Raw genomic sequence first — 11,999 nt, 5'->3', positions numbered from 1 at the left:
ACCCCCGCCCCGGCCGCCCGGGCCCCGCACTGCCCCCGCCCCCCGCCCCCGGCGGGCCCTCCCGGGCCCGCCGCAGCGACGCGAAGGCCCCCTCCGGCTGCTGCCGGCGGGGGCCTTCCGCGTGGTCGGGACGGTTTACGGCTCGAACTTGTAGCCCAGGCCGCGGACGGTGACCAGGTAGCGCGGCGCGCCCGGGTCCGGCTCGATCTTGGCCCGCAGACGCTTCACGTGGACGTCCAGGGTCTTGGTGTCGCCGACGTAGTCCGCGCCCCACACCCGGTCGATCAGCTGCATCCGGGTGAGCACCCGGCCCGCGTTGCGCAGCAGCATCTCCAGCAGGTCGAACTCCTTCAGCGGCAGGTCGACCTTGGCGCCGTCCACGGTCACCACGTGGCGGTCCACGTCCATCCGGACCGGGCCCGCCTCCAGGGCGCCCGGGCCGCCGCCGTTGTCGCCCGCGCCGCCGTCCTCGCCGCGGCGGCGCAGCACCGCGCGGATCCGCGCGACCAGCTCGCGGGTGGAGTACGGCTTGGTGACGTAGTCGTCAGCGCCTATCTCCAGGCCGACGACCTTGTCGATCTCGCTGTCCTTGGCGGTCACCATGATCACCGGGACGTTGGAGCGCACCCGGAGCTGGCGGCAGACCTCTGTGCCGGGCAGGCCCGGCAGCATCAGGTCGAGCAGGACGAGGTCGGCACCGTTGCGTTCGAACTGCTCCAGGGCGTCGGGGCCGGTGGCGGCGACGGCCACCTCGAAGCCTTCCTTGCGGAGCATGTACGAGAGGGCGTCGCTGAACGACTCCTCGTCCTCGACCACCAGTACTCGGGTCACGATCAGGCCTCCGGGGCAAGCTGAGGGGTTGTGTCTGACAGGTGTTGTTTCCGTTCCCCGGCGGGGAGCGGACGGTCCGTACGGGCCGTGGTGAGGGTTCGGGGTGCGGCGGCGGGCCCGGCGGGGTCGCCGCCCGGCGCGCGGTCCGGCGCGTCGTCGGGACCGTCGAACGCGTCGGGCTCGTCGTCGAACGCGTCGGGCTCGTCCTCCGTCGGTGCCTGCCCGGCGGGCAGGCGGACGGTGAAGGTCGAACCCTGGCCCTCGACGCTCCACACCGAGACGGTGCCGCCGTGCGAGGCCGCGACGTGCTTGACGATGGACAGGCCCAGGCCGGTGCCGCCGGTCGCCCGGGAGCGGGCGGGGTCGACGCGGTAGAACCGCTCGAAGACCCGCTCGCGGTCCTTCTCGGAGATACCGATGCCCTGGTCGGTGACCGAGATCTCGATGAGCTCGCCGTCCGCCTCCCCGAGCGCCGCGGCGCTGGAGATCCGGCGGGTGGCGATGGCCACCCGGGTGCGGGGCGGGCTGTAGTTGACGGCGTTCTCGACCAGGTTGCCGAGCGCGGCGGCGAGCTGGCCGCGGTTGCCGTGCAGGTAGAGGCCGGCGATGCCGCCCGCCGCGATCAGGATCTGCTTGGCGGCGGCCTGCTGGCGGCAGCGGTCGATCGCCTCGGCGATCAGCTCGTCCACCGCGACCGGCTCCGGGTCGACCATCAGCCGGTCGTCCTGGACCCGGGAGAGGTCGATGATCTCCTGCACCAGGCTGGCCAGCCGGGCCGCCTCGACCTGCATCCGGCCGGCGAAGCGCTGCACCGCCTCCGGGTCGTCGGACGCGTCCACGACCGCCTCGGAGAGCAGCGACAGGGCGCCGACCGGGGTCTTGAGCTCATGGCTGACGTTGGCCACGAAGTCCCGGCGGACGGCTTCCACGCGGCGCCGCTCGGTCTGGTCCTCGACCAGCACCAGCACCAGTCGGGAGCCCAGCGGGGCCACCCGGACGGAGACCGCGAGCGGCTCCGCCGCGCGGGCCGCGCCCGGCCGGGGCACCTCCAGCTCGACCTGGCGGATCTCGCCGTCCCTGCGGGTGGCGCGCGCCAGCCCGAGCATCTGGTCCACGGCGACGGCGCCACCGCGCACCAGGCCCATCGCGTACGCCGCCGAGCTGGCCTTGACCACCTCGTCGCCCTCGCCCAGCACGATCGCGCAGGAACGGAGCACGGAGAGCACGGTGTCGACCCCGGGCGGCAGCGGCGGCTCGGGGTTGCCGGTGCCCAGTGACTGGTACCGGCCGGGGTTCCTGCCGCCGGTTGCGCTGTACCTGCCCCTGGCCTGCTCGCGCTCGCTCCAGCGGAAAGCGATGGAGGCGGTGAGGCCGACGCCGAGCCCGGCTATGGCACAGGCAGCGGCGGCGGCCACGTTCACGTCCATGTGGCCAGCGTAAGCGCACGACCAGGGCAGTCCCCATGCACTGGGTCAAGGCATCCACCACGCGTTGCCGAGAATTCACCTTCAGGTAGCTGTCGATTCACCGTAGTGGCCGTGCACCGTCGCCCTGGCGGCGGAAAGTTGGCCGGGCAGCCCGTGTGGGAGAGATCGGTGTGCCGAACAGCGGCCATCGGCTCGGGTGTGCGCGTACGATGCGCGCCACCAGCAGCGGTCACCCGGACGCCGGAACGACGGTCGTACGGGCTGACCGGTCGGCACCGCCACCGACACAGCTACTGAGGAGAGAACATGCGCGACGCGTACCACGAGGAACTCGATGCGATCGGCGACAGCCTGGTCGAGATGGCCCGGCTGGTCGGATCGGCGATGGGCCGGGCCACCACCGCCCTCCTCGACGCGGACCTGGCGCTGGCGGAGAGCGTGATCGCCGCCGACGAGAAGGTCAACGAGCTCCACCACGAGCTGGAGAACCGGGCCATCGACCTCCTCGCCCGCCAGCAGCCGGTCGCCACCGACCTGCGCATCGTCGTCACCTCGCTGCGGATGAGCGCCGACCTGGAGCGCTGCGGCGACCTCGCCCGGCACGTCGCCAAGGTCGCGCGGATGCGCTACCCCGACACCGCCGTTCCGAGCGACCTGCACTCCACCGTCCTGGAGATGGGCCAGCTCGCCCAGCGCCTGGTGGCCAAGGCCGGCCTGGTCATCGCCACCAAGGACGTCGACAAGGCCCTGGAGATGGAGCAGGACGACGACGCGATCGACACCCTGCACCGCGAGCTGCTGTCGCACCTGATCGACGAGCGCTGGCACCACGGCATAGAGACCGCCGTCGACATCACCCTGGTCGGCCGCTACTACGAGCGCTTCGCGGACCACGCGGTGTCGGTCGCCAAGCGCGTGGTGTACCTGGTGACGGGCGAGCACGTGGCCGAGTTCGTGGCCGCCACCGAGGCCGCCGAGGCCGCGCCGGTCGACTGACCGCCGGTCCGGGCTCACCCCGAGGGGTGAGTAAACCTGTGGCAAGGGTGGTGCGGGCGCACGGACTTCCGTGCGCCCCACCACTGCGCGCCCGTTGACGCTCATCCGTTCGACGGCTTCACTCGACTTTGGGGGCACAGGACTGTGCCCGTCACAAGGAGGGAAGCTCGATGAAGGCCACCCCGTCCCGACCGGCAACCGCCCACGACTCCGTCGAGCCACCCGCCCCGAAGCTGCTTCCCGTCCTCGCCGCCGGCTGCGGCTGCGGCCCGGGCTGCGGCTGCGGCTGCCAGTCCGGCGCGCCCTGCCAGTGCGGAGGCGCCGACGGCGGCTGCTGCGGCGGCCACTGAACGCGGCACCGCCCGAGGAGCTCCCGAGGTGCACGGCCCACCGGTGACCGTGCACCTCGCGCGTTCCGGCCCGCCGACCGGCGCCTTCCGGCCCGCTCGCCCGCTCGCCCTCCCGCGGGCCTTCCGCGGGCCTTCCGCGGGTCAGAACCGGACGTCGGAGCAGGAGTAGAAGGCGTTCCCGGTGTCGGAGATCGTCCAGACCGCGACGACCACCTGGTGCCCGGTGCGCCCGCCCGGGACGGTCGCGGTGTGGCTGAGCGTGCTCGGCACCTGCTTCCCGCCGTACGGGACGGTCAGGAAGGGCGTCAGATCCAGGTTGGCGCGGGTGACCGGCTGACTCGCGTCGTAGCCCGGCTTGGTCATGTAGTACCGGAAGTCGGCGGTCGCGTGCCGGGCGGTGAACGTCCAGGTGAAGGTGAGCTGCTGGCCCGCCGTCACCGGCGTGGTCGGCCAGGCGCCGCCGTGGGGGTCGTCCAGCTCGGCGAAGCGCGCGTTGCCGCCGGCGCAGATGGTGCCGTCCGAGGGGCCGAGGGCCGGGAAGCCCTTGGGGCCCTCGACGCTCTGCGGCTCCCACTGGATGTCACCGCAGTCCCACGGGACGCCGTCCACGTGGGAGTCGCAGAGCGCGGCCCGGCTGGGCGGGGTCGAGACCCAGCCGTGGGACGAGGCCGGGAAGGCGAGGGTCAGCGGGATCGCCAGCGCGGCGACGGCGGCCCCGACGATGTGACGTGTGCGCATGGTGCTCCTCCGTGGGGGTGGATGGAGTGTGCGCCGGGGGCGCGGACGCGCGCGCGTGGGGGTGCGGCGGCCCGGACGGGGAGATCCTGGCATGCCTGCGCCGGTCCGGTGCCCTCACGGTAGGAGTCGCCGACCGAGCCCGTCAATGGTCTGAACCAGTTTCCCATTCACGGCCCAACTCCCCTCCCCGACAACCGGGTTGAACCCGAACCGACCCAAAACGAACCGACCGAAAACGAACGAAGCCCCGCCCCCGGTCGGACCGGGGGGCGGGGCCGTAGCGGCAAGCGGCTTACTTCTTGCCCTGGTTCTTGACGGCCTCGATGGCGGCCGCGGCGGCGTCCGGGTCGAGGTAGCGGCCGCCCGGGGTGACGGGCTTGAAGTCGGCGTCCAGCTCGTACACCAGCGGGATGCCGGTCGGGATGTTCAGGCCGGCGATGGCCTCGTCGGAGACGCCGTCGAGGTGCTTGACCAGCGCGCGCAGGCTGTTGCCGTGGGCGGTGACCAGCACGGTCCGGCCGGCGGCGAGGTCCGGGACGATGGCGTCGTACCAGTACGGGAGCATCCGCTCCACGACGTCCTTCAGGCACTCGGTGCGCGGACGCAGCTCGCTCGGGATCTCGGCGTAACGGGCGTCGCCGGCCTGCGAGTACTCGGAGTCGTCGGCCAGCACCGGCGGCGGGGTGTCGTACGAGCGGCGCCACAGCTGGAACTGCTCCTCGCCGAACTCGGCCAGGGTCTGGGCCTTGTCCTTGCCCTGGAGCGCACCGTAGTGGCGCTCGTTCAGCCGCCAGCTGCGGCTGACCGGGATCCAGTGCCGGTCGGCCTTGTCCAGGGCGATCTGCGAGGTGCGGATGGCGCGGCGCAGCAGCGAGGTGTGCAGCACGTCGGGAAGCAGGCCCTCGGCGGCCAGGAGCTCGCCACCGCGGGCGGCCTCCTTCTCGCCCTTCTCGTTGAGGTCGACATCGACCCAACCGGTGAACAGGTTCTTCTGGTTCCACTCGCTCTCGCCGTGGCGGAGCAGGATGAGTCGGTACGTCGTGTCAGCCATGGCCCCCAGCTTAGTGGGGGCCCGGAAAACCCCTGGTGGGGACCTTCGAGCAATGTGTAACGTGTGCCTCGCGCATCTGACACTTACATGCGTCGGCTGACCGGGCCTGCCGCACCGATCGGCGGACGCCTGCCCCCGGGAGCCCCCACATGCTCGTCACCGCCGGTTTCCGAAGAATGATCCAGGAGACGGCGGGCGGGCTGCCGCGCCAGTTCTGGTGGCTCTGGGTCTCGACCCTGGTCAACCGGCTCGGCGCCTTCGTGGTCACCTTCCTCGCGCTCTACCTCACCAGCAGCCGCGGGTACTCGGCCACCTACGCGGGCCTGGTCGCCGCCCTGTTCGGCCTCGGCTCGGCGGCCTCCGCGATCATCGCCGGCGTGCTGACCGACCGGGTCGGACGCCGTCCGACCCTGCTCGCCGCCCAGCTCGGCACCGCGCTGTTCACCGCCGTGCTCGGCTTCACGGACGGTCAGGTGGCGATCGCGGTGGTGGCCTTCCTGGTGGGCTTCTGCAACAACGCCACCCGGCCGGCCATCTCGGCGATCATCGCGGACATCGTCCCGGTCGCCGACCGGGTCCGCGCCTACTCGCTGAACTTCTGGGCGATCAACCTGGGCTTCGGCCTCTCCTCGGCCGTCGCCGGCCTGATCGCCAGCCACGGCTACCTCACGCTCTTCCTGCTGGACGCGCTCTCCACGGCGCTCTGCGCGGTGGTGATCTTCGTCAGGATCCCGGAGACGAAGCCCGACGCCCGGACGGCGAAGGCCGACGAACCGGCGGTAGGCCTGGGCACCGTGTTCCGCGACCGCCGCTTCATGGCCGTGGTCGGCCTCACCCTGCTGCTCGCCCTGGTGCTGCAGCAGGGTGCCACCACCCTCGCGGTGGACATGGGCCGCCGGGGGATCACGTCCACCGAGTACGGCCTGGTCATCGGCCTGAACGGGCTGCTGATCGTCCTGCTGCAGATCCCGCTCACCCGGTGGGTCGAGAGCCGCAGCCGGTCGGCCATGCTGGCGGCGGCCTCGCTGTTCATCGGCTGGGGATTCGGGCTGACGGCCCTGGCCGGGTCGTCCGCGTGGTTCTACGCCGGCACGGTGGCGGTCTGGACGGTCGGGGAGATCCTCTACACGCCGACCCTCATGGGCCTGATCGCCGAACTGTCGCCGACCCATGCCCGCGGGCGCTACCAGGGCGTCTACTCGCTCGCCTGGTCGCTCGCCTCGTTCCTCGGCCCGGCCGTCGGCGGGGTGCTGCTGGAGCGGGCCGGCGGCGGGGCGCTGTGGGGTGCGTGCGGAGTCTGCGGCACGGTCGCCGCGGTCGGCTACCTGCTGCTGGGCAAGCGGACCGGCGCCGCGCAGGGCATCCGGCCCGGCGGGACCGTCGTCACGGTCCCGGCGCCCGCGGCGGAACCCGCCGGGAAGGCCCCGGCGGGCGCCTGACCGGACGGGTCGGTCCGCACGGGTCAGTCCGCGTCCGGGGCGTCCGCCGGCGGCTCCTTCGGGGCGGCCAGGTGGGCGAAGGCTGCCAGGTTGCGGGTGGACTCCCCGCGCTTGGTCCGCCACTCCCACTCCCGGCGGATCGCCGTGGCGAAGCCCAGTTCCAGCAGGGTGTTGAACGGCTCGTCCGCGTTCTCCAGCACCGTCCCGAGCAGCCGGTCCACGACCTGCGGGGTGAGCGCCTCCAGCGGCAGCCGGCCGGCCAGGTAGACGTCGCCGAGCGCGTCGACCGCGTAGCCGACGCCGTACAGCCGGGTGTTGCGCTCCAGCAGCCAGCGGTAGACGGCCTCGTGGTTCTCGTCCGGACGGCGGATCACGAAGGCGTTCACCGACAGGGTGTGGTCGCCGACCCGCAGGGCGCAGGTGGTGCTCAGCTTCCGGGTGCCCGGGAGGGCCGCCACCAGCGTGTACGGGTCGGTGGCGGCCGGTTCCCAGGCCACCCCGGCGTCGTCCAGGGCGGTGCGCAGGAGGGTCAGGGCCTCGTCCTTGGTGCGGATTGCCATGGGGGTGACGTTACTCGCCGGTACCGGGCCGGCGCAGCCTCGGCCGGTCGGCGCGCGCTCAGGCCAGTCGGCGACGGGCCGCGGCCAGCCGACCGGCCGGCCGGGCCATGCTGCCCGCGTACACCTCGGCGGTGGTCGCCGCCGCGGTGTCCCAGCCGAAGCCGGCCGCGTGCCGGGCCGCCGCCGCGCCGCGCCGCGCCACCAGGCCCCGGTCGGTGATGTACGGCTCCAGCGCGTACGACCAGTCCAGCGGGTCGTGGCCCTGCACCAGGGTGCCGGTCTCGCCGTCCCGCACCGCGACCGGCAGACCGCCGACCGCGGCCGCCACCACCGGGGTGCCACAGGCCTGCGCCTCCAGCGCGACCAGCCCGAAGGACTCGCTGTACGAGGGCATCACCAGGGCCGTCGCCGCCCGGTACCAGTCGGCGAGCAGCTCCTGGCCGACCGGCGGATGGAACCGCACCACGTCGGAGATGCCCAGCTGGGCGGCGAGCTTGTGCAGGCTCTCCGGCCGGGCCAGCCCGGTTCCGGACGGCCCGCCGACCACCGGCACCACCAGGCGCTCGCGCAGCTCCGGGCGCCGGGCCAGCAGCGCGGCGACCGCCCGCAGCAGCACGTCCGGGGCCTTCAGCGGCTGGATCCGGCCCGCGAACAGCAGCACCGCGGCGTCCTGCGGCAGGCCCAGCCGGGCCCGTGCGGCGGCGGGCGTCCGCGGCCCGCCGGGACGGAAGACGTCCAGGTTGACCCCGGGATGGACGACGGCCAGCTGGTCCGGCCGGGCGGCGTAGTGCAGCGCCAGCTCGGCGGCCTCCTCGGTGGTGTTGGCGATCAGCCGGTCGGCCGCCTCCACCACCTGGGTCTCCCCGATCACCCGGGCCGCGGGCTCGGGCGTGTCGCCCGCGGCCAGCGCGGCGTTCTTGACCTTCGCCATGGTGTGCATGGTGTGCACCAGCGGCACCCCCCAGCGCTGCGCGGCCAGCCAGCCGACCTGCCCGGAGAGCCAGTAGTGCGAGTGCACCAGGTCGTAGTGGCCGGGGCGGTGGCCCGCCTCCGTCCGCAGCACCCCGTGGGTGAAGGCGCACAGCTGGGCCGGCAGGTCCTCCTTGATCAGGCCCTCGTACGGCCCGGCGGTGACGTGGCGGACCAGCACGCCCGGGGCCAGCTCGACCGTCGGCGCGTCGTCCGAGCAGATCGACCGGGTGAACACCTCGACCTCGATGTTGAGGTCGGCCAGGCGCTTGGCCAGCTCGACGATGTAGACGTTCATCCCGCCGGCGTCCCCGGTGCCGGGCTGGTGCAGCGGCGAGGTGTGGACGCTCAGCATGGCTATCCGGCGCGGACGGCGGCGGCCGGGGACGAGCGACTGGAGCCGGCCGCGCGCGGGGGCGGCCGACTGGGCACGGCGGACCGAACGGACGGGGTGCTGGATCACCTGGCTGAAGCCTCCTCTGTGCTGCCCGTCGAGGCGGTCCGTACCGGGCCGCCCGTTGTCCGGTGTGCGCTGCCCCGTCCCGGGCACACATCACCACCAGTCTGCCAACCACACGGACCGCGCTCGGCATTCCCGCCCCGGCCCACCGGCCGGGGCGGTCGCCATCGCCCCAGGTCAGCGCGGTGCCGCCGACGGCCCGACTACCCTTCTGGGCATGGCTGCCTCCTTCGAACCCGTTCCCGCCGCGCCCGCCCGCGGACGGACCGGGCGACCGGTGGGGACGGTCACCCGGGGCACCACCAACACCAACCGGCTGCGCCGGATGGACCGCTGGATCGCCCACACCCTCGGCCGCGCGCTGCGCGCCGCCGAGCGCCCGCCGGTCGCGGTGGATCTCGGCTACGGCGCGGCGCCGTGGACCGCCGTCGAGCTGGCCGGGCGGCTGCGCACGGTGCGGCCGGACGTCCGGGTGGTCGGGATCGAGATCGAGCCGGAGCGGGTCGCCGCCGCGCTGCCGTACGCCGAGCCGCCGCTGCTCACCTTCCGGCGCGGGGGCTTCGAGGTGCCGCTGGACGGCGGCGCGCCGGCCCAGCTGATCCGGGCCGCCAACGTGCTGCGGCAGTACGACGAGTCGGCGGTCGCCGGGGTGTGGGAGCGGCTGTGCGCGCGGCTCGCCCCGGACGGACTGCTGGTCGAGGGCACCTGCGACGAGATCGGGCGGCGGCACGTCTGGGTCGCGCTCGGTCCGGAGGGGCCCCGGACGGTGACCTTCGCGGCCCGGCTGGGCGGCCTCGGCCAGCCCTCCGACCTGGCCGAGCGGCTGCCGAAGGCGCTGATCCACCACAACGTGCCCGGACGGCCGGTGCACGCCTTCCTGACCGACTTCGACCGGGCCTGGGCGGCGGCCGCGCCGTACGGGGCGTTCGGGGCGCGGCAGCGCTGGGTGGCGGCCTGCACGGCGCTGGCGGGCGGCTGGCCGCTGGTGGACGCGCGCGGACGGTGGCGGCAGGGCGAGGTCACGCTGCCCTGGTCGGCGCTCGCACCGTAACGGCGGGCCGGCACCGTTACGAGGAGCCGGCGCCGTAACGGCGGGCCGGCGCAGGTGCTGCCGGATTCGGGGGCGCGCACCTGCCCGCGAGCGCCGGAGCTGGTGACCGACCCGATGCATTCACTCGAACGAGTTATCGAATATCTCTGGCGTGTTGACGCCTCGACACGCCACCATGGACCCGGCCGAACGGCGGCACCACGCCCCGCCCGGCCGTCAGGCGCCCCGCTCGGGCAGCTCCCGCCGAGCCCGTTCGAACACCCCGTACATCTCCGACCCGAACAGCACGAACCGCACCTCCGCCAGCTCCGCACCCGCCTCCACGTCACCGCCGTCCAGCACCTCCGCGACGGTGCCGAGCGCGATCCGGGCCGCGTCCGCCGGCGGCCAGCCGTAGATCCCGGCCGACACGGCCGGGAAGGCCACCGTGCGCGCGCCGAGCGCCACCGCGGTGCGCAGCGACTCGCGATAGCAGGAGGCCAGCAGCTCCGCCCGCTCCTCGTACTCCTCCGCCCGGTAGACCGGCCCGACGGTGTGCACCACCCACCGGGCCGGCAGCCGTCCGGCCGCCGTCGCCACCGCCCGTCCGGTGGGCAGCCCCCTGCCCCAGTGCGAGGCGCGCAGCCGGCGGCACTCCTCCAGGATCTGCGGCCCGCCCTTGCGGTGGATCGCACCGTCCACCCCGCCACCACCCAGCAAGGACGAGTTGGCGGCGTTCACCACCGCGTCCACCGGCTGTTCCGTGATGTCACCCTCCACCAGGGTGATCCGCTCCACCATCGCCCGCTCCCTCTCCCGGACCGCCCGGCATCCGCCGGGACGGAACCGAGTCGTCGTCCGAGTCCAGTCACCGCACCGCCACCGGCGTGGCAATAACCACAACGGCGCCGGTCGGCCGGAGAAATCCCCGGAGATCACGTTATGGTCGCGAGAAGTTCCCCGACGCGCGGTGCCAGGCGGGCACTGCGGACGGACGCCGGCCGTTACGCAGTCGGGGAAAGGGAGGAACCACCGATGCCCGCAACGGGAGACGGGCGGGCACCTGGTGCCGCGGACCTGCCGGGCGCCCACGACGGCGCCCGCGTCGGCCATGCCCGCGGCCGTGCCACGACCGGACCGGCCACGGCGACTTCCCCGATACCTCACCCCCGCTCACGGGCCGCGCACGCCTCCCACCCGTCCCACATCCCCGACCCGGCCGGCCCCGCCGCGGCGGACGGGCCCGCCGACGGCACACCGCTGCGGCTGCTGGTCATCGAGGACGACGCCTCGGACGCCCAGCTGATCAAGGCCGCGGTGGCCGACAGCGGCACCTCGATCGAGATCCACTGGGCCCGCGGGCTGGACCAGGCCACCGAACTGCTCGCCCCGCCCGCGCCCTGGGCCCGGCGCGGGCGCTCCCGCACCCCCGAGTTCGGCTGCGTGCTGCTCGACCTCGCCTCGCCCGCCGACCTGCCGCACCCGTCCGACCCCTCGGACGGGCTGGAGGGCCTGCACGAACTGCTCCGCCGGGCCCCGCACACCCCGGTCGTGGTGCTCACCGACGCCGCGGGGGCCGAACTCGGCGCGGCCGCCGTCGCGGCCGGCGCCCAGGACTTCCTGCTCAAGCACGAGACCGACGGCCCGCTGCTCGCCCGCGCCCTGCGCTACGCCGTCGAGCGCAAGCGCGCCGACGAGTCCCAGCGCCGCCTGGTCGAGGCCGAGTTGCGCGGCCAGGAGAACGCCCGCCTCCAGCGCCACCTGCTGCCCACCCCGCTGCTCGACGGCGCCGGGCTCTCCTTCACCCGGCGCTACCGCCCCGGCCGCCGCCGCGCGCTGCTCGGCGGCGACTTCTACGACGCCGTGCGCACCGACGACGGCACCGTCCACGTCGTGATCGGCGACGTCTGCGGCCACGGCCCGGACGAGGCCGCGCTCGGCGTCGCGCTCCGGATAGCGTGGCGCACCCTGGTCTTCGCCGGCCTCACCGGCGAGACCCTGCTCACCACCCTCCAGCACGTGCTGGAGCACGAGCGGCGCAGCGACGAGATCTTCGCCGCCGAGGCCACCCTCTGCCTGCGCGACCGGGACAACCAGCTCACCAACGCGCTGAAGGGCGGGCTGCCGCCCTCGCTGCGCAGCCTGTAC

The 11,999-nt window shown here is 74.0% G+C and carries 12 protein-coding genes; 5 read left to right on the top strand and 7 right to left on the bottom strand.

Going from position 1 to position 11,999, the window contains the following annotated elements; all coding sequences use genetic code 11:
- Positions 1–135: 135 nt before the first annotated feature.
- Together ACFWJ4_RS38830 and ACFWJ4_RS38825 are read right to left on the bottom strand one after the other, a co-directional pair.
- Positions 136–831, bottom strand: coding sequence for a response regulator transcription factor (locus tag ACFWJ4_RS38830; RefSeq protein WP_031069385.1), 696 nt, complete (start codon positions 829–831; stop codon positions 136–138).
- Between the two features lie 2 nt (positions 832–833).
- On the bottom strand, positions 834–2,258 hold the full coding sequence (locus ACFWJ4_RS38825) for a sensor histidine kinase (protein ID WP_380553426.1): 1,425 nt from the start codon (positions 2,256–2,258) through the stop codon (positions 834–836).
- 306 nt (positions 2,259–2,564) lie between these two features.
- Here ACFWJ4_RS38825 and phoU point away from each other — a divergent pair, with 306 nt between their 5' ends.
- A complete protein-coding gene (gene phoU / locus ACFWJ4_RS38820; protein ID WP_359830323.1) occupies positions 2,565–3,254 on the top strand; it encodes a phosphate signaling complex protein PhoU in 690 nt (229 codons plus the stop codon).
- A gap of 170 nt (positions 3,255–3,424) precedes the next feature.
- Positions 3,425–3,604: a hypothetical protein gene (locus ACFWJ4_RS38815; protein WP_380553423.1), complete on the top strand. Its 180-nt coding sequence runs from the start codon at positions 3,425–3,427 to the stop codon at positions 3,602–3,604.
- A gap of 141 nt (positions 3,605–3,745) precedes the next feature.
- Here ACFWJ4_RS38815 and ACFWJ4_RS38810 read toward each other — a convergent pair whose 3' ends face one another.
- Both ACFWJ4_RS38810 and ACFWJ4_RS38805 read right to left on the bottom strand, forming a co-directional pair.
- Positions 3,746–4,342: a lytic polysaccharide monooxygenase gene (locus ACFWJ4_RS38810; RefSeq protein ID WP_380553420.1), complete on the bottom strand. Its 597-nt coding sequence runs from the start codon at positions 4,340–4,342 to the stop codon at positions 3,746–3,748.
- A gap of 292 nt (positions 4,343–4,634) precedes the next feature.
- Positions 4,635–5,393 (bottom strand): phosphoglyceromutase, encoded by a 759-nt coding sequence (locus ACFWJ4_RS38805; protein WP_380357575.1) that lies wholly within the window; start codon positions 5,391–5,393, stop codon positions 4,635–4,637.
- Between the two features lie 176 nt (positions 5,394–5,569).
- On the opposite strand from ACFWJ4_RS38805, the gene ACFWJ4_RS38800 reads away from it, so the two are divergent.
- Positions 5,570–6,832 carry an MDR family MFS transporter gene (locus ACFWJ4_RS38800; protein WP_380553417.1) on the top strand — a complete coding sequence of 421 codons (1,263 nt, stop codon included), beginning with the start codon at positions 5,570–5,572 and terminating at the stop codon, positions 6,830–6,832.
- Positions 6,833–6,855: 23 nt separating this feature from the next.
- On the opposite strand, the gene ACFWJ4_RS38795 is transcribed toward ACFWJ4_RS38800, so the two are convergent.
- Both ACFWJ4_RS38795 and mshA read right to left on the bottom strand, forming a co-directional pair.
- Complete coding sequence (locus ACFWJ4_RS38795; protein WP_359913722.1) at positions 6,856–7,392, bottom strand: YbjN domain-containing protein; 537 nt, start codon at positions 7,390–7,392, stop codon at positions 6,856–6,858.
- Positions 7,393–7,450: 58 nt separating this feature from the next.
- The gene (mshA, locus tag ACFWJ4_RS38790; RefSeq protein ID WP_380553429.1) at positions 7,451–8,821 is read right to left on the bottom strand and encodes a D-inositol-3-phosphate glycosyltransferase; all 1,371 of its coding nucleotides are present in this window, start codon (positions 8,819–8,821) and stop codon (positions 7,451–7,453) included.
- Between the two features lie 217 nt (positions 8,822–9,038).
- On the opposite strand from mshA, the gene ACFWJ4_RS38785 reads away from it, so the two are divergent.
- Entirely contained in the window at positions 9,039–9,872 is an 834-nt protein-coding gene (locus ACFWJ4_RS38785; protein WP_380553414.1) for a class I SAM-dependent methyltransferase, read from the top strand.
- A gap of 216 nt (positions 9,873–10,088) precedes the next feature.
- Here ACFWJ4_RS38785 and ACFWJ4_RS38780 read toward each other — a convergent pair whose 3' ends face one another.
- Complete coding sequence (locus tag ACFWJ4_RS38780; protein WP_380553411.1) at positions 10,089–10,652, bottom strand: O-acetyl-ADP-ribose deacetylase; 564 nt, start codon at positions 10,650–10,652, stop codon at positions 10,089–10,091.
- A 234-nt stretch (positions 10,653–10,886) separates the two neighbouring features.
- Between ACFWJ4_RS38780 and ACFWJ4_RS38775 the strand changes: the two genes are divergently transcribed.
- Positions 10,887–11,999 (top strand): SpoIIE family protein phosphatase (locus ACFWJ4_RS38775; protein ID WP_380553408.1); only part of this gene is annotated, 1,113 nt, incomplete at its 3' end.

The organism is Kitasatospora sp. NPDC127067 (genome assembly GCF_042724755.1).
Classification (GTDB): domain Bacteria; phylum Actinomycetota; class Actinomycetes; order Streptomycetales; family Streptomycetaceae; genus Kitasatospora; species Kitasatospora lactacystinica.
Note: the sequence above shows the minus strand (reverse complement) of the source record. Positions and strands in the feature narration are given on the sequence as shown.